The sequence below is a fragment of the Streptomyces sp. B15 genome, from assembly GCF_018070605.1.
Lineage (GTDB): Bacteria > Actinomycetota > Actinomycetes > Streptomycetales > Streptomycetaceae > Streptomyces > Streptomyces smyrnaeus.
This window is the reverse complement of record NZ_JAGPXJ010000057.1, coordinates 16978-34304: the sequence shown is the minus strand read 5'-3', so window position 1 is coordinate 34304 and position 17327 is coordinate 16978. Positions and strand designations below refer to the sequence as shown.

Below are 17327 nucleotides of genomic sequence, written 5' to 3'. Positions count from 1 at the left end.
GTAGGTGAGGCACCTGGTGGGCGTGGTGCGGGCACCGCATATGCTCGCGGTCATGAGTGACCAGAGCACCGGGGGGCCGAACCCGGAAGACCGCAAGATCGTCACCTTGGCGCGCAGCGCGCGTGCCCGCAACGCCGTCCCGGAGGGCGCCGCCGTGCGGGACGAGACGGGACGCACCTATGTGGCGGGGTCGGTCACGCTGCCCTCGCTGGAGCTTTCGGCGCTGCGTACGGCCGTGGCGATGGCGGTGGCCTCGGGAGCCACCTCGCTGGAGGCGGCGGCCGTGGTCTCGGAGGCCGAGCAGGTGCCGGCCGAGGATCTGGCGGCCGTACGGGACCTGGGCGGGCCCGCCACCCCGGTGCTGCTGGCCGGGCCGGACGGCGAGGTGCGCTCGACGGTGACGGCGGGCTGAGCCGAGGGCTCGGCCGAAAGCTCCCCGTCCATCGGGGAGAATGGTCGTCATGAACGCATCTTCCGCCACCGCCGGCGACACCGAAGGCCGCGCCCGGGACGAGGCAGAGCACCGCTCGGGATTCGCCTGCTTCGTCGGCCGCCCGAACGCGGGCAAGTCGACGCTGACCAATGCGCTGGTGGGCACGAAGGTCGCGATCACCTCCACCCGCCCGCAGACGACCCGGCACACGGTGCGCGGCATCGTGCACCGCCCGGAAGCCCAGCTCGTCCTGGTGGACACCCCCGGCCTGCACAAGCCCCGCACCCTGCTCGGCGAGCGCCTCAACGACGTGGTGCGCACCACCTGGGCGGAGGTCGACGTCATCGGCTTCTGTCTGCCCGCCGACCAGAAGATCGGCCCGGGCGACCGGTTCATCGCCGGGGAGCTGGCCGAGCTGAAGAAGCGGACGCCGAAGGTCGCCGTGGTCACCAAGACCGACCTGGTCTCCAGCAAGGCGCTCGCGGAGCAGCTCCTCGCCGTCGACCAGCTCGGCCGGGAGCTGGGCATCGAGTGGGCGGAGATCGTTCCGGTCTCCGCCACCGAGGGCTCCCAGGTGGACCTGCTGGCCGATCTGCTGGTGCCGCTGCTGCCGCAGGGGCCGCCGCTGTACCCGGACGGCGATCTGACGGACGAGCCCGAGCAGGTCATGGTCGCCGAGCTGATCCGCGAGGCGGCGCTGGAGGGCGTACGGGACGAGCTGCCGCACTCGATCGCGGTGGTGGTCGAGGAGATGGTGCCCCGCGAGGACCGCCCCGCCGACCGTCCACTGCTGGACGTACACGCGAACATCTACATCGAGCGCCCCAGCCAGAAGGGCATCGTCATCGGCCCCAAGGGCAAGCGTCTCAAGGAGGTCGGCAGCAGCTCGCGCCGGCACATCGAGGCGCTGCTGGGCACCCCCGTCTACCTCGATCTGCACGTCAAGGTCGCCAAGGACTGGCAGCGCGACCCCAAGCAGCTGCGCCGGCTCGGCTTCTGACTCCGCGGGCCGGTCAGGCCCGTTTGGGCACCGGGACGCGCATCAGGTCCCGCGCCGCCGTCAGTTCGCCCTCGAACCCGGCGGCGCGTGCCTCCGCGGCGAACACATCGGTGTCCTGGTAGCGCTGCGAGAAGTGCGTCAGCACCAGATGCCGTACGCCCGACTCGGCAGCGACCCGGCCCGCCTGGAAGGCCGTCAGATGCCCGGAGACCTCGGCCAGCTCCGCGTCGGCCTGCAGGAACGTCGACTCGATGACGAGCATGTCGCAGCCCTCGGCCAGCTCGTGGACCCCGTCGCACAGCCGGGTGTCCATGACGAAGGCGAAGCGTTGTCCCCGCCGCGGCTCGCTGACCTCTTCCAGACGTACACCACGCAGTTCCCCCTCCCGCTGGAGGCGGCCCACGTCCGGACCGGTGATTCCGCGCTCCGCCAGCAGGCCGGGCAGCATACGGCGCGCGTCCGGTTCGGTGAGCCGGTAGCCGAAGGTGTCGATACGGTGCGAGAGCCGACGCGCCTCCAGGGTGAACGGCACCTGGGGCCGCGCCGGGCCCCCGGCCAGCACCCCCGGTGCGGTGACGGGCTCCTCGCGCAGCCGTACCGTGTCGTGGAACGGCGTGGCGTGCCGCAACCGTTCGAAGTAGTGGTGCCCGCTCGCCGGAAAGTACGCCGTCACCTCGTGCGGCACCCCGTCGAGACTCATGTGCTGGATGACGCCGGGCAGACCGAGGGTGTGGTCGCCGTGGAAGTGCGTCAGGCAGATACGGGTCAGATCGTGCGCGGCGACGGAGGTGTGCAGCATCTGCCGCTGGGTGCCCTCACCCGGGTCGAACAGGATGCCCTCGCCGTCCCACAACAGGATGTATCCGTTGTGGTTGCGCTGCCGGGTGGGCACTTGGCTGGCGGTACCCAGTACGACCAGTTCTCGCACCGACAACGCGCCTCACCGCCTCACTTGCGTGGCTCTCATCCGGGCGGCCATTCCAGACCGCGGCCCCCGAGCACATGGGCGTGCGCGTGGAAGACCGTCTGCCCCGCGCCCGAACCGGTGTTGAAGACCACCCGGTACCCGGTGCCCGGACCGCCGTGCGGCACGGCGATCTTCTCCATCGCCGCCACCTCGCCGGCCTCCCGCACCACGTCGGCGATCAGCTGCGGAGAGGCCGCCGCGAGCGAGGCCGCGTCCGGATAGTGCGCTTTGGGGATCACCAGCACATGGGTGGGCGCCTGCGGGTTGATGTCGCGGAACGCGACGGTCGTGTCGGTCTCCCGCACCAGCGTCGCGGGCACCTCGCCGGCGACAATCTTGCAGAACAGACAGTCCTGCTGCGGTTCTCCGTTGGAAGCCATGCCGGGATGTTACCCGAGGGGTGTCGTGGCCCCCGGCGATCGGACAGCCCCTCAGTTCCAGCGACCGCAACGGGCGAGAACGACGGCGGCGGCGGCTGTCCCGGCCGTGGAGGTCCGCAGCACGGACGGCCCCAGCCGGAACGGGGCGGCCCCGGCGGCGGCGAACAGCTCCAGCTCCTCGGGGGCGACGCCGCCCTCGGGCCCCACCACCAACACGATCTCCCCCACCGCGGGCAACTCGGCGGTGGCCAGCGGAGTGCTGCCCTCCTCGTGCAGCACCCCGGCCAAGTCGGCCGACCGCAGCAGCTGTGCGACCTCGGCGGTGGAGGCGAGGTCGGCGACCTGGGGGAACCGCAGCCGACGCGCCTGCTTGCCGGCCTCCCGCGCGGTGTTCCGCCACTTGGCGAGCGACTTGGCCGCCCGCTCCCCCTTCCACCGGGTCACGGCGCGCGACGCCGCCCACGGCACGACGGCGTCCACGCCCGTCTCCGTCATCGTCTCCACCGCCAGCTCCCCCCGGTCCCCCTTGGGCAGCGCCTGTACGACGGTGAGCCGCGGCCGCGGTTCCGGCTCCGTACGGACCTCGCGGACGGCGATCTCCAGCCGGTCCTTGCCCTCGGCGGCGGTCACGCTCCCGTACGCGCCCGCTCCGGCGCCGTCCGTCAGGACGATCTCCTCGCCGGGGCGCAGCCGTCGCACCGAGACGGCGTGCCGCCCCTCCGGCCCGTCCAGTACCACCGTGCCGGGGCGCAGCAGCCCGGAGTCGGCGAGGAAGACCGGCGCGCTCACGAGGGCGACCCCGCAAGTGCCGTACGCGCCTCGGCGAGCTCCGCCGCCAGCACCTCCACCAGCTGCCCGGCGGGCAACTCCCGCGCCAGCCGGTGCCCCTGACCCGCCCACAGGGCCATCGCCTGCGGGTCCTTCGCTTTGGCGGCGGCCTTGCGCAGCCCGGCCGTCAGATAGTGCAGCTGCGGGTAGGCAGCGGGCGCGTACGGGCCGTGTTCCCGCACGAAGCGGTTGACCAGTCCGCGCGCCGGGCGCCCCGAGAAGGCCCGGGTCAGCTCGGTGCGGGTGAACAGCGGATCGGTCAGCGCCTGCTTGTGCAGCGGGTGGGCGCCCGACTCCTCGGTGGGCACAAAGGCGGTGCCCAACTGCCCGGCCACCGCGCCCGCGGCGAGCACGGCGGCGATCTGCTGCCCGCGCATCAGTCCCCCCGCCGCGATCAGGGGCAGCGCCACCGCCTCCTTGACCTGCGTGATCAGCGACAGCAGCCCGATACCGGCGCTCCCGCGGTCACCCTGCGCGTCATCGCGGTGCGTGCCCTGGTGGCCGCCCGCCTCTATGCCCTGCAAGCACACGGCGTGCGCACCGGCCGCCTGCACCGCGCGCGCCTCCGCGACCGAGGTCGCGGTCACCACGGTGCAGGTGCCCAGCTCGGCGAAGCGCGCCAGCACCCGGCGGGTGGGGCAGCCGAAGTGGAAGGAGACGACCGGGACCGGATCGTCGTAGAGGATCGCCAGCTTCGCCTCGTACGCGTCGTCCGTCGTGACGTCGGTGTCGCCCAGCTCCGTCTCGTACCAGGTGGCCTCGCCCGCGAGTTGTTCGCGGTAGACGTCGACCGCGGACGGGTCGGTGGTGCGCGGCTGCGGCATGAACAGATTGACGCCGAACGGGCGCCCCGTCTGCTGCCGCAGCTGTCTGATCTCCTCGTACATCGCCTCGGGCGTCTTGTACCCGGCGGCCAGAAAGCCCAGGCCACCCGCCTCGCTCACCGCCGCGGCCAGCTCGGGGCGGGAGACCCCACCTGCCATCGGGGCCTGGATGACGGGGTGCGCAGTCAGCTCGGAGAGCGAAGGCGACGAGGTGGACATGGCCACATCCTGTCACGCCCCCACCGCACACCCCCGTGCACCCTCGGTGTCCGCCACCGCGCCCCCGGCGCCCGCTTCGGCGCCGGGGCCGAGCCCCGGCCGCCGGCCCTCAACGCCCGTTGAAAGCGTCCTTCAGCCGGGAGAACAGCCCCTGCTGACCGGGCTGACCCATCCACCCGGAGGACAACCCCCGAACCCCCGGCCGCCGGCCCTCAACGCCCGTTGAAAGCGTCCTTCAGCCGGGAGAACAGCCCCTGCTGACCGGGCTGGAACTGGCCGGTAGGCCGTTCCTCGCCGCGGAGTTTGGCCAGGCGGCGGAGGAGTTCCTCCTGCTCGGGCTCCAGCTTCATCGGGGTCGTCACCTCGACATGGACGATGAGCTGTCCGCGGCCACCGCCGCGCAGATGGGTGATACCGCGCTCGTGCAGCGGGATCGACTGGCCGGACTGGGTACCGGGCCGGATGTCGATCTCCTCCATGCCGTCCAGCGTCTCCAGCGGCACCTTCGTACCGAGAGCAGCGGCGGTCATGGGGATGGTGACGGTGCAGTGCAGGTCGTCACCGCGGCGCTGGAAGGCCGGGTGCGCGTTCTCGTGGATCTCCACGTACAGGTCACCGGCCGGCCCGCCGCCCGGGCCGACCTCGCCCTCGCCCGCGAGCTGGATGCGGGTGCCGTTGTCGACACCGGCCGGGATCTTCACGGTGAGGCTGCGCCGCGAGCGCACCCGTCCGTCGCCCGCGCACTCCGGGCAGGGAGTGGGCACCACGGTGCCGAAGCCCTGGCACTGGGGGCAGGGCCGGGATGTCATGACCTGGCCCAGGAAGGACCGGGTGACCTGCGAGACCTCGCCACGGCCCCGGCACATGTCGCAGGTCTGCGCCGAGGTGCCGGGTGCGGCACCGTCGCCGCTGCAGCTGCCGCAGACGATGGCGGTGTCGACCTGGATGTCCTTGGTGGTGCCGAACGCGGCCTCGTCCAGGTCGATGTCCAGCCGGATCATGGCGTCCTGGCCCCGGCGGGTGCGCGAGCGCGGGCCGCGCTGCGCCGCCGTGCCGAAGAAGGCGTCCATGATGTCGCTGAAGTTGCCGAAGCCCGCGCCGAAACCGCCGGCGCCGGCACCCGCGGCGCCGGAGGCCGGGTCCCCGCCCAGGTCGTAGACCTGCTTCTTCTGCGGGTCCGAGAGCACTTCGTAAGCGGTGTTGATCTCCTTGAACCGCTCCTGGGTCTTCGGGTCCGGATTGACGTCCGGGTGCAGCTCGCGCGCGAGTCTGCGGAACGCCTTCTTGATCTCGTCCTGCGAGGCGTCACGTTGCACACCGAGGACCGCGTAGTAGTCCGTCGCCACTTATGACTCCGCCAGGATCTGTCCGACGTACCGTGCCACTGCGCGTACAGCTCCCATCGTTCCGGGGTAGTCCATGCGGGTCGGTCCGACCACGCCGAGTTTGGCGACTGCTTCGTCGCCCGAACCGTAACCGACCGAGACGACCGATGTGGAACTCAGTCCCTCGTGCTGGTTCTCATGCCCGATTCGTACGGTCATACCCGGGTCCTTGGCCTCTCCGAGCAGCTTCAGCAGGACGACCTGCTCCTCCAGCGCCTCCAGAACGGGCCGGATGGTGAGCGGGAAGTCGTGCCCGAAGCGGGTCAGATTGGCGGTGCCGCCGATCATCAGCCGCTCCTCGGTCTCCTCGACCAGGGTCTCCAGCAAGGTGGCCAGCACCGTCTGGATCGTGCCCCGGTCGTCGGCGTCGAACGCCTCCGGCAGGTCCTGCACCAGGGAGGGGACCTCGGTGAAGCGTTCGCCGACCACCCGGCTCAACAGCCGGGCCCGCAGATCCGCCAGGACCGTCTCGCCGATCGGCGCCGGGCAGTCGATCAGCCGCTGCTCGACCCGGCCGGTGTCGGTGATCAGCACCAGCATCAGCCGCGCGGGCGCCAGCCCCAGCAGCTCCACGTGCCGCACCGTCGAACGGGTCAGCGACGGATACTGCACCACGGCGACCTGCCGGGTGAGCTGGGCCAGCAGCCGGACCGTACGGCCGACGACGTCGTCGAGGTCGACGGCTCCTTCGAGGAAGTTCTGGATGGCGCGCCGCTCGGGGGACGACAGCGGCTTGACCCCGGCGAGCTTGTCGACGAAGAGGCGGTACCCCTTGTCGGTGGGGATACGGCCCGCACTGGTGTGCGGCTGGGCGATGTACCCCTCGTCCTCCAGTGCCGCCATGTCGTTGCGGACAGTGGCCGGCGACACCTTCAGGTTGTGGCGCTCCGTGAGCGCCTTGGAGCCCACCGGTTCCTCCGTGCCGACGTAGTCCTGGACGATGGCGCGGAGGACTTCAAGTCGACGCTCGCTGAGCACGGCGCACACCTCCCGTCCGGCCGTTGGTCCGAAGTCCGTTCCCTCGGCGATCCCCTCTGGCACTCTTCCTGCCGGAGTGCCAAGTCCCTGAGCCAGTGTACGGCCGGTCACCACGGCCAGGGCAAGGGCCGTCCGTCGGCAGACCGCGGCCGGGACCGGGACCGCCTGCCGGCAGGCCCGACGGTACCGCGCCACCGTGGTGCGATCCTCGCTCCCGGTGCGGCCCAGAGCGTCGTGACCGGACTGCGGTTAGCGTCGTGGCATGCAGCCGTTTGGGGAAGACGCCGGACACCATCAGTCGGCCGACGACCACAGCTGGGAGCGGGTCGCGCCCGGTGTGCTGCGGCGCAGACTGCCGCAGTGGGACGCGACGGTGGGCGCCGTCGGCGGTGACCACTGCGCCCTGGTGATCGACACCGGATCCTCGCTGCGCGAGGGCGCTGTGATCCGCGCCGAGGCGACCGCGCTGCTGGGGCGCCGGGTGACGCGGGTGGTCCTCACCCATCCGCACTTCGACCACGTCTTCGGTGCCGCCGTCTTCGCCGGCGCGGAGGTGTACGCGGCAGTCGGCGCCGGCGAGCTGCTGGCCCGCAGCGCCGAGCTGCTGCGGGACGACGCCGTGGCCCACGGTCTGCTGGAGGACGAGGCCGGGGAGGCGGCCGACGTCCTGGTGCGCCCGCACCATCCGGTCAGCGGACAGCTCACCCTCGACCTGGGCGGACGCGAGGCCGTACTGGTCAACGTCGGCCCGGCGCACACCGAGCACGACCTGGCCGTCCTGGTGCCCGGCTCCCCCGACGTCGTCTTCTGCGGCGACCTGGTGGAGGAGTCCGGCGCGCCCCAGGCCGGGGCCGACGCCCATCCGGCCCACTGGCCGGCCGCGCTGGACCGGCTGCTGGCGCTGGGCGGCGAGGACGCCGTGTACGTACCGGGACACGGAGCCCTGGTGGACGCGGCCTATGTGCGGGCCCAACGGGACGAGCTGGCGCGCCGGTTCGCCTCCCAGGGCACCTGGGCACCTGGCGGCCCGAGCCGCGACACGTAGCACAATGAGCGGCATGCGCAGCCGAAACGACCGCTATGACAACCCGGATCTGACTCCCCCGTGGAAGCGGGCGCGCACCGTGCCCGAGGTGGCCGCCGAGCGGGATCTGGTGGTGGAGGAGGTCGGTACCGGGTTCTGCGGGGCGGTCGTACGGTGCGAGAAGACCGCGGAGGGCCCGACCGTCACCCTTGAGGACCGCTTCGGCAAGCACCGGGTCTTCCCGATGACCGCCGCGGGCTTCCTGCTGGAAGGCAGGACCGTCACGCTGGTGCGTCCCCGCGCGAAGGCGGGCGCGGGCGCCGGGGGCGGCGCCCCGGCGGCCGGGCGGCGGCTGACGGCCTCCGGTTCCCTCGCCGTGCCCGGCGCACGCGCCCGCGTCGCACGGGCAGGGCGGATCTATGTCGAGGGGCGGCACGACGCCGAGCTGGTCGAGAAGGTGTGGGGCGACGACCTGCGGATCGAGGGGGTGGTCGTGGAATACCTGGAGGGCGTCGACGACCTGCCCGCCGTCGTGGACGCGTTCGCACCCGGGCCCGAAGCCCGGCTCGGGGTACTGGTGGACCACCTGGTGCCCGGCTCGAAGGAATCGCGGATCGCCGAGCAGGTGAGCGGGGACCATGTGCTGGTGGTGGGGCACCCGTACATCGACATCTGGGAGGCCGTGAAGCCCGCCTCGGCAGGCATCCGGGCCTGGCCGCGCGTTCCGCACGGCCAGGACTGGAAGACCGGGGTGTGCGCCGCCCTGGGGTGGCCGCAGAACACGGGCGCGGCCTGGCAGCAGCTGCTCGGCCGCGTCCGCTCCTACAAGGACCTGGAGCCCGCCCTGCTGGGCCGGGTCGAAGAGCTCATCGACTTCGTCACTGCTCCGGCTTCTCCGACTGCTTGACGGGAAGGGTCTGGAACTCCTCGGTCTCCAGCTTCACTCCGAGGAGGTCGAGCGGGAGGGACTCGCCGAACCGCGCCCGGCGCTCCACCCGGTAGTCGGCCTCCTCGCCCTTGCCTGCCGGTTCGGTGAGCAGGACGCACTCACCCGTGAAAGGATCGATGATCAAATATCCGGGGACGCCGCCCGCCGCGTAGAGCGTGCGCTTGGTGACGTAGTCCCGGTGCTTGCTCGTCTTGGAGACAACCTCCAGGAGGAGGGTGATCTCCTCGGGGGGCATCAGCCTGCCCGAGGCAGGGCCCGCGTCACGCGGGAGCACCACGAGATCCGGCTGGGGTTCGCTGGTCTGGGCGAGGAGGGCGACGTCCTGGGTCTGGAGACGGTCCCAGCGCTTGCGGGGGATCTGGTCCGCCACGGCCTGCACGATCCGGTTGTGGACCAGATCCGGCCCCGCCATCATCACGATTTCCCCCCACAGCAGTTCCGCCTTGAAGCCCTCCGGTACGTCGAGACCCTCGAAGACCTCTATCGCGCGGGAGTCGGTCATCCTGGTATCCATCCGTTCTGGTGCGATGGTCATTCCAGCCCCCTTGCGGCCCTGCGTTCATGTACGCACTCAGCGTAGCCACCAGATGTGACAGTGCGCACGCCGTCGGCCGTCGTCCGAACGGTGCCGGACAATGGAGAGCATGCCCTCCGCACTTCCCGACGGCGAGCCCGTGCCCCGCGACGGTTCGCTGCCCCCGCACGCACTCGACGGTGCGGCCGACCGCCCGCTCGGCTTCTACCTCCACGTGCCGTACTGCGCCACCCGCTGCGGCTACTGCGACTTCAACACCTACACCGCCACCGAGCTGGGCGGCAGCTCCCGCGAGGGCTACGCGGAGCAGGCCGTCGAGGAGATCCGGCTGGCCCGTCGCGTACTCGGCGACGACCCGCGCCCGGTCGAGACGGTGTTCGTCGGCGGCGGCACCCCCACGCTGCTCCCCGCCGCCGACCTGGGCCGCATGCTCGCGGCCGTCAGGGACGAGTTCGGGCTGGCGCGGAACGCCGAGGTCACCACCGAGGCCAACCCGGAGTCGGTGGACCCCGCCTACCTCGCCGAACTGCGGGAGGCGGGCTTCAACCGCGTCTCCTTCGGCATGCAGAGCACCCGCCCGCACATCCTGCGCGTCCTGGACCGCACACACACCCCCGGACGGCCCGAGGAGTGCGTCGGGGAGGCCCGCAAGGCGGGTTTCTCCCATGTGAACCTCGATCTGATCTACGGCACGCCGGGCGAGTCGGACGAGGACTGGCGCGCCTCCCTGGACGCCGCCCTCGCCGCGGGCCCCGACCACATCTCGGCGTACGCGCTCATCGTGGAGGAAGGCACCCGGCTCGCCCGCCGCATCCGGCGCGGCGAAGTGCCGATGACCGACGACGATGTGCACGCGGACCGCTATCTGATCGCCGAGGAGCGGCTGACGGCGGCCGGTATGGAGTGGTACGAGGTCTCCAACTGGGCGGTGACCGGTGACGAGGCGGCCCGCTGCCGGCACAACGAGCTGTACTGGACCGGTGCCGACTGGTGGGGCGCCGGACCGGGTGCGCACAGCCATATCGGCGGCGTCCGCTGGTGGAACGTCAAGCACCCCGCTGCCTACGCGAAGGCGCTGGCCGAGGGCCGCTCACCCGGCGCCGGCCGCGAACTGCTCACCGCGGAGGACAGGCGCGTCGAACGGATCCTGCTGGAGCTGAGGCTCAGCCAGGGCTGCCCGCTGTCACTGCTCGCGCCGCAGGGTGCGCGGGCCGCCGAGCGGGCCCGGGACGAGGGCCTGCTGGAGGGGGAGCCGTACGAGGAGGGCCGCGCGGTGCTGACCCTGCGGGGCCGGCTGCTGGCCGACGCGGTGGTCAGGGACCTGGTGGACTGAGGCGGCGGGCCTTACGGCTGGCGCGGCAGGCCGGTCCGGCCGTCGGATGCCGTTCCGGTCTGCTCCGGCACCCGCAGCACCAGCATGGCCAGGTCGTCGGCGGGCAGGTCGGGCGCGAAGGCGTACACCGCGCGGCGCACATGCTCGGCCGTGCCGTCGGCGTCCAGCCCCGCGCCGGCGGCGAAGCAGGTCGCCAGGCCGTCGCCGTCGTCGAACAGGCGGCGCCCGCAGCGGCGTTCGGTCACTCCGTCAGTGACGCACAGCAGGGTGTCGCCGGGGTGCAGCGAGAAGGAGTGGCACTCGTAGCCGACCCGCGGTGCGACCCCGAGGAGCAACTGGGGCTGTGCGGCGGTACGCACCGTCCCGAAGGCGTCGCGCACGAGCGGCAGCGGATGGCCAGCGCAGCTGAGCGTGCACTCCACGAGCCCGTCCCGGAAGGCGAGTTCGCCGTAGACGACGGACAGGAACCGCGCCTGCTCCCCCACCTCCCGGTTGAGCCGCTCCAGGGTCTCGGGCACGGAGTGGCCCTCCCTGGCGAGCAGTCGCAGCACGGGGCGGGCCAGCCCGGTCACCACGGCCGCCTCCGGGCCGTTGCCGCACACATCGCCCAGTGCGAAGCGCCAGCGGCCGTCGGGCAGCCGCAGCAGGTCGTAGAAGTCACCACCCGCCCAGGCGCCCTCGCCGGCGGGTTCGTAGACGAGCGCGGTGTCGAGACCGGGGACGTGCATCTCCTCGCTGGGCAGCAGGCCGCGCTGCAGGATCTGGCTGATGTTCGCCTGGAGGGCGTAGCGACGCGCGGAGAGTACGGCGAGCGCCACCCGGCGTGCGAAGTCCTCCACCAGCCCCAGCACTTCGTCCGGTATCCGCAGCAGACCGGCGCGCCCGATCACCAGCGCCCCGACCGAACGGCCACCGACGACCAGGTCGCACACGACCGAGGCCCCGTCGGTGCCGGTCGAGGCGGCGCCACCGCTCGACGCGGCGCCGCCGGGCCGGCGCCAAGGGGCGGCCTGACCGGGCAGCACCCGGGGCGCGGGGACGGGCGGCTCCTCGGGGAGTTCGGCACGCAACTCCTCGATGCGGCTCTCCTGCGCGTGCCAGACCCGGGCCAGCCGGGGCCGGCGCGAGCGTTCGTCGTCCCGCAGCCATACGGCACACCAGTCGGCGAAGCGCGGCACCATCAACTGCCCGGCGAGCGAGGCGACCTTGTCCTCGTCGGTGTGCCCGGACAGCAGGTCCGACGCCTCGGCGAGGAAGGAGAGCGCACCGTTGTCCGTCCACTCGCGGTCCCGGAACGGATGGGACACGCTGGAGACGGCGGGAAGGGCGGCGGCAGGGGAGGCGGAGGCGGACCCCGGGTCGTCGGGCGGGGTCTCGCCCAGCCCGGCACCGAGGATGTGCGGTGCGGGGCCGAGTTGGAACCACACGGCCTTGCGGTCCCTGCGGTAACTGATGCCCCACTCCTTGGCGAGCGCGCCGACCAGCCGCAGGCCGTGGCCCTCCTCGCCCTGTGCGGCCACCCGGCGCGCGGGATGGCGGTCGGCGACCTCCGCGTAGACGACTCCGGCGGCGTAGCGGCACTCCACCTCGACCGAGGTACCGGCGTGCACGACGGCGTTGGTGACCAGTTCGCTGACCAGCAGCACCGCGTCCTCGGCCGCCGTACCGCGCACTCCCCACCGGCCGAGCGCCGCGCGGGCGAAGCCGCGCGCCGCCCCTGCCGCGAGCGCGTTGCCCGGCAGTTCGGTACGGACCGCGTGCGGCATCTCGCCCCCGCGCCCTCCCGCCCCTGACGGTGGCGCTGTAATGGCATTCGACGGTGGCATCGTGGTCGGCCTCTCCGCCCCCGTGGTGTCCGCCTCATCCCCGCTGTCCATCGCACCCCTCCCCGGGCGACTACCCCGGGTACTCCCCCGGTCGTTCCCTCACCGCGCTCGGCACGGTAGAGAGCAAGGGTGACAGAAGGGGCTCGGTCATACGCGTGGAGTCACGGAAATCGTGGCCGAACACCGCCGTTCCCGACCTTGAGCCCTTGACACCGGTCCGCGGCCCGGTACTCTTCTCGCTTTCCTCGGGCTCTTTCCCGCGCGGTGCGAGCGGACGCGGGATGTCCCGATCATCTTTCTGACCGGCCCCCGACGGCGGGAACGCAGATCACGCCTACCGGGGCGATGCGACGGGAGCCGTGGGCTGTCTGACGAAGCCGTTCGACCCATGGGTGCTGCGCACCAAGGTGGCGGTCTTCCTCGATCTGTACCGCAAGAACCGTCAGTCGAGCCGGCTGCTGGAGGAGGAGCAGCGCCGACTGGACGACTTCGCCGACCGCCTGGCAGCGATCGAGAGCCGACTGGCAGCCGACGGCACGGCCGACACCGCACGGCTCGCCCGTGACGTCGCCGCCCTGGCCGACGCCCTGGACGAGCTACGCGGCTCCTGACCGCCGAGGTCCCGGGGCCGAGCCCTCTCAAGGAGCGTCCGGCGACCGGACCCCACGGGGGTCACCGCTCGCGGGCGCCCTCGTACATCTCCTCGATCAGCCCGCTGAACTCCTTCTCCACCACCGGCCGCTTCATCTTGAGGCTGGGTGTCAGTTCGCCGTGCTCGATGTCCAGGTCACGCGGCAGGATCCGGAACTTCTTGATCGTCTGCCAGCGCTGGAGCCCGGCGTTGAGCTGCTCGACGTAGCCGTCCACCAGGCTGCGCACCTGCTCGGAGCCGACCACCTCGGCGTAGGGCTTGCCCTTGAGGTCCTCGTGGTCGGCCGCCCAGGCAGTGATGGCCGGCTCGTCCAGCGAGATGAGCGCGGTGCAGTAGTTCCGTCCCGCGCCGTGCACCAGGATGTTGGAGACGTACGGGCAGATCGCCTTGAACTGGCCCTCCACCTCGGCAGGGGCGATGTACTTGCCGCCGGAGGTCTTGATCAGGTCCTTCTTGCGGTCGGTGATCCGCAGATATCCGTCGTCGGACAGTTCGCCGATGTCGCCGGTGTGGAACCAGCCGTCCTCCTCCAGCACCTCGGCGGTCTTCTCCGGCAGCCCGTGGTAGCCCTGCATGATGCCGGGGCCGCGCAGCAGGATCTCGCCGTCGTCCGCGATCCGCACCTCGGTGCCGGGCATCGGCTTGCCGACGGTGCCGGTGCGGAAGTTGTCGCTGCGGTTGCAGAAGCTGGCGGCCGACGACTCGGTGAGTCCGTAGCCCTCCAGCACCGGGATGCCGGCGCCCGCGAAGAAGTAGCCCAGGTCCGGGGCGAGCGCGGCCGAACCGGAGACGCAGCCGACCATCCGGCCGCCGAACGCGTCCCGCAGCTTGCTGTAGACGAGCCGGTCGGCGATGGCGTGCTTGACCTTGAGACCGGTGGGTGCGTCGCCGACCCCGGTACGGCGCTGGTTGTCCTGCGTCGTACGCGCGTACTCACGGGCGACCTCGGCCGCCCACTGGAAGATCTTGTACTTGGCCGCGCCCCCGGCACGGGCCTTCTGCGCGACACCGTTGTAGACCTTCTCGAAGATCCGCGGCACCGCACACATCTTCGTCGGCTGGACGACCGGCAGATTCTCGATGATCTTGTCGACTCTGCCGTCCACCGCGATGACGTGTCCGGAGTCGATCTGCACGGAAATCAGCATCTTGCCGAAGACGTGCGCCAGCGGCAGCCACAGGTACTGCACGTCGTCACTGTTCAGCAGGCCCGTCGGCGGGACCGCGCGGGCCATGTACGACCAGGCGTCCTGTGCCAGCCGGACACCCTTCGGCTTTCCTGTCGTACCGGAGGTGTAGATGAGGGTGGCCAACTGGTCGGAACGCAGCCCGCGCACCGTCTCGGTGACGGCGTCGGGGTGCTTCTCCCGGTAGGCGGCGCCGCGCCGCTCCAGCTCGGCGAAGCTCAGCGCCCAGTCGCCCTCGGCGTCCTCGGCGGTGGGCTCGCCGTCGATGAGGATCACATGCGCCAGATCGGGCAGCTCGTCGCGGTGCTCGCGAACCTTCGCCAGCTGGGTGGCGTCCTCGGCGATCAGCACCCGGCTGTCGGAGTCGGCGAGGATGTAGGCCGTCTCGGCGGCGTTGGTGCTGGGGTAGACGGTGGTGGTGGCGGCGCCCGCACACAGAATGCCCAGGTCGGAGAGGATCCACTCGATCCGCGTGCCGGAGGCGATGCCGACGCGCTCCTCGGGGCGCACGCCCAGGTCCATGAGCCCCGCCGCGATCGAGAACACCCGCTCCGCGGCCTCGCCCCAGCTGTAGGAGCGCCACTCGTCGGGTCCCTCGCTCTCGCCCGCGGGCCGGATCACCGGATAGCGGTACGCCTCCGCGTCGGGGGTGGCCTCGACCCGCTCCAGGAAGAGCGTGGCCACGGAAGGCGGCCGATTCTCGATCAGGGACTGTGTGTCGCTCACGACATCCTCCGGGACCCGCGTCCTGCTCGTCGTCCTGCTTGTCGTCCTGCTGTGTGTCGGCTCGCGCTTATTGACTCACGAGTAACTACTGAGCAGTGATCAGAGTAAAGGCAGCAGCCCCCTTACGTAAGGGGTCTGCCACTACGTAAGGGGGCTGCCACCCACAGCTCCCGCCCGCCGAGCCGGAGGCGCCGGGGCCCGGGGCTACTTCTTGGCCTTGGCCTTGGCGTCACCGGAGGAGTCGTCGCTGGACAGCGCCGCGATGAACGCCTCCTGCGGCACCTCCACACGCCCCACGACCTTCATCCGCTTCTTGCCTTCCTTCTGCTTCTCCAGCAGCTTCCGCTTACGGGAGATGTCACCGCCGTAACACTTGGCGAGCACGTCCTTGCGGATGGCGCGGATCGTCTCGCGGGCGATGACCCGCGCACCGATGGCGGCCTGGATGGGCACCTCGAACTGCTGCCGGGGGATCAGCTCACGCAGCTTGTTGGCCATCCGGGTGCCGTACGCGTACGCCTTCTCCTTGTGGACGATCGCGGAGAACGCGTCCACCTTGTCGCCCTGGAGGAGGATGTCGACCTTGACCAGATCGGCCGTCTGCTCGCCCGTGGGCTCGTAGTCCAGCGAGGCGTAGCCGCGGGTTTTGGACTTCAGCGCGTCGAAGAAGTCGAAGACGATCTCCGCCAGCGGCAGCGTGTAGCGCAGCTCCACCCGGTCCTCGGACAGATAGTCCATCCCCTGCAGGCTGCCGCGCCGCGACTGGCACAGCTCCATGATCGCGCCGATGAACTCACTGGGCGCGATCAGCGTGGCCCGCACCACCGGCTCGTGCACCGTGGCGAGCTTCCCGGTGGGGAACTCGCTCGGGTTGGTCACCACGTGCTCGGTGCCGTCCTCCATCTCCACGCGGTAGATCACGTTGGGCGCCGTGGCGATCAGATCGAGGCCGAACTCGCGCTCCAGCCGCTCACGGATCACCTCCAGGTGCAGCAGTCCCAGGAAGCCCACCCGGAAGCCGAAGCCCAGCGCCGCCGAGGTCTCCGGCTCGTAGGTGAGCGCGGCGTCGTTGAGCAGCAGCTTGTCCAGCGCGTCACGCAACTCGGGGTAGTCGGAGCCGTCCAGCGGATACAGCCCCGAGAACACCATGGGCTTGGGGTCCTTGTAGCCGGGCAGCGGCTCCTCGGCACCCTTGGTGAGCTGGGTGACCGTGTCACCGACCTTGGACTGGCGTACATCCTTCACGCCGGTGATCAGATAGCCGACCTCGCCCACGCCCAGCCCGTCGGCAGGCGTCATCTCCGGCGAGTTCGCGCCGATCTCCAGCAGCTCGTGGGTGGCCCCGGTGGACATCATCCGGATGCGCTCGCGCTTGCTGAGCATCCCGTCGACGACCTTGATGTAGGTGACCACACCACGGTAGGCGTCGTAGACCGAGTCGAAGATCATCGCGCGAGCGGGCGCGTCCGCGTTCCCGACCGGCGGGGTGACCTGGCGGACGACCTGGTCCAGCAGCTCCTCGACACCCTCACCGGTCTTGGCGGAGACCCGTAGCACGTCCTCCGGCTCGCAGCCGATGAGATGCGCCAGCTCGGCCGCGAACTTGTCGGGCTGGGCAGCGGGCAGGTCGATCTTGTTGAGCACGGGGATGATCGTGAGGTCGTGCTCCATCGCCAGGTAGAGGTTGGCGAGGGTCTGCGCCTCGATCCCCTGCGCGGCGTCGACCAGCAGGATGCAGCCCTCGCAGGCCGCCAGCGAACGGGAGACCTCGTAGGTGAAGTCGACGTGCCCCGGGGTGTCGATCATGTTCAGGACGTACGGGGTTCCCGGGTCGTCCGTGGGCGCCCAGGGCATCCGCACGGCCTGGGACTTGATCGTGATGCCCCGCTCGCGCTCGATGTCCATACGGTCGAGGTACTGCGCACGCATCTGCCTCTTGTCCACGACGCCGGTCAGCTGGAGCATCCGGTCGGCAAGCGTGGACTTGCCGTGGTCGATGTGCGCGATGATGCAGAAGTTACGGATCAGCGCCGGGTCGGTACGGCTCGGCTCCGGCGCGTTCGTTGGGGTCGCGGGCACGC

16 protein-coding genes are annotated in these 17327 nt (G+C 71.2%); 6 read left to right on the top strand and 10 right to left on the bottom strand.

Features of this window, described 5'->3' with window-relative positions; translation table 11 throughout:
* The first annotated feature begins 52 nt into the window (after positions 1 to 52).
* Complete coding sequence (locus tag KBY19_RS23630; RefSeq protein WP_099886482.1) at positions 53 to 412, top strand: cytidine deaminase; 360 nt, start codon at positions 53 to 55, stop codon at positions 410 to 412.
* Positions 413 to 461: 49 nt separating this feature from the next.
* Positions 462 to 1433, top strand: a complete 972-nt coding sequence (gene era / locus KBY19_RS23625; RefSeq protein ID WP_099886483.1) for a GTPase Era — start codon at positions 462 to 464, stop codon at positions 1431 to 1433.
* 13 nt (positions 1434 to 1446) lie between these two features.
* On the opposite strand, the gene KBY19_RS23620 is transcribed toward era, so the two are convergent.
* From KBY19_RS23620 to hrcA, 6 genes are all read right to left on the bottom strand, one after another.
* Complete coding sequence (locus KBY19_RS23620) at positions 1447 to 2367, bottom strand: ribonuclease Z (RefSeq protein WP_210966644.1); 921 nt, start codon at positions 2365 to 2367, stop codon at positions 1447 to 1449.
* A gap of 29 nt (positions 2368 to 2396) precedes the next feature.
* Positions 2397 to 2780, bottom strand: a complete 384-nt coding sequence (locus tag KBY19_RS23615; RefSeq protein WP_099880698.1) for a histidine triad nucleotide-binding protein — start codon at positions 2778 to 2780, stop codon at positions 2397 to 2399.
* Between the two features lie 51 nt (positions 2781 to 2831).
* Complete coding sequence (locus tag KBY19_RS23610) at positions 2832 to 3569, bottom strand: 16S rRNA (uracil(1498)-N(3))-methyltransferase (protein WP_210966643.1); 738 nt, start codon at positions 3567 to 3569, stop codon at positions 2832 to 2834.
* Positions 3566 to 4651, bottom strand: a complete 1086-nt coding sequence (locus KBY19_RS23605; RefSeq protein WP_099880700.1) for a nitronate monooxygenase — start codon at positions 4649 to 4651, stop codon at positions 3566 to 3568. Before KBY19_RS23605 ends, KBY19_RS23610 begins: the two co-directional genes overlap by 4 nt.
* Before the next feature lie 212 nt (positions 4652 to 4863).
* The gene (gene dnaJ / locus KBY19_RS23600; RefSeq protein ID WP_099880702.1) at positions 4864 to 5997 is read right to left on the bottom strand and encodes a molecular chaperone DnaJ; all 1134 of its coding nucleotides are present in this window, start codon (positions 5995 to 5997) and stop codon (positions 4864 to 4866) included.
* Entirely contained in the window at positions 5998 to 7014 is a 1017-nt protein-coding gene (gene hrcA, locus KBY19_RS23595) for a heat-inducible transcriptional repressor HrcA (protein ID WP_210966642.1), read from the bottom strand. It lies immediately after the preceding gene.
* Positions 7015 to 7276: 262 nt separating this feature from the next.
* Between hrcA and KBY19_RS23590 the strand changes: the two genes are divergently transcribed.
* Both KBY19_RS23590 and KBY19_RS23585 read left to right on the top strand, forming a co-directional pair.
* The gene (locus KBY19_RS23590) at positions 7277 to 8059 is read left to right on the top strand and encodes an MBL fold metallo-hydrolase (protein WP_185016823.1); all 783 of its coding nucleotides are present in this window, start codon (positions 7277 to 7279) and stop codon (positions 8057 to 8059) included.
* A gap of 13 nt (positions 8060 to 8072) precedes the next feature.
* Entirely contained in the window at positions 8073 to 8945 is an 873-nt protein-coding gene (locus tag KBY19_RS23585; RefSeq protein WP_210966641.1) for a DUF3097 domain-containing protein, read from the top strand.
* Here the strand turns inward: KBY19_RS23585 and KBY19_RS23580 are convergent.
* Entirely contained in the window at positions 8917 to 9522 is a 606-nt protein-coding gene (locus tag KBY19_RS23580) for a Uma2 family endonuclease (protein WP_099880709.1), read from the bottom strand. The genes KBY19_RS23585 and KBY19_RS23580 overlap by 29 nt on opposite strands.
* 109 nt (positions 9523 to 9631) lie before the next feature.
* Here KBY19_RS23580 and hemW point away from each other — a divergent pair, with 109 nt between their 5' ends.
* Positions 9632 to 10855, top strand: a complete 1224-nt coding sequence (gene hemW, locus KBY19_RS23575) for a radical SAM family heme chaperone HemW (RefSeq protein WP_099886485.1) — start codon at positions 9632 to 9634, stop codon at positions 10853 to 10855.
* A gap of 11 nt (positions 10856 to 10866) precedes the next feature.
* Here hemW and KBY19_RS23570 read toward each other — a convergent pair whose 3' ends face one another.
* Positions 10867 to 12621 carry a SpoIIE family protein phosphatase gene (locus KBY19_RS23570; RefSeq protein WP_247691334.1) on the bottom strand — a complete coding sequence of 585 codons (1755 nt, stop codon included), beginning with the start codon at positions 12619 to 12621 and terminating at the stop codon, positions 10867 to 10869.
* 419 nt (positions 12622 to 13040) lie between these two features.
* Here KBY19_RS23570 and KBY19_RS23565 point away from each other — a divergent pair, with 419 nt between their 5' ends.
* A complete protein-coding gene (locus KBY19_RS23565; protein ID WP_210966640.1) occupies positions 13041 to 13292 on the top strand; it encodes a hypothetical protein in 252 nt (83 codons plus the stop codon).
* A 61-nt stretch (positions 13293 to 13353) separates the two neighbouring features.
* On the opposite strand, the gene KBY19_RS23560 is transcribed toward KBY19_RS23565, so the two are convergent.
* Together KBY19_RS23560 and lepA are read right to left on the bottom strand one after the other, a co-directional pair.
* The gene (locus KBY19_RS23560) at positions 13354 to 15246 is read right to left on the bottom strand and encodes a long-chain fatty acid--CoA ligase (RefSeq protein ID WP_210966639.1); all 1893 of its coding nucleotides are present in this window, start codon (positions 15244 to 15246) and stop codon (positions 13354 to 13356) included.
* A 204-nt stretch (positions 15247 to 15450) separates the two neighbouring features.
* Positions 15451 to 17325 carry a translation elongation factor 4 gene (gene lepA / locus KBY19_RS23555; protein ID WP_099880715.1) on the bottom strand — a complete coding sequence of 625 codons (1875 nt, stop codon included), beginning with the start codon at positions 17323 to 17325 and terminating at the stop codon, positions 15451 to 15453.
* Between the last annotated feature and the right edge of the window lie 2 nt (positions 17326 to 17327).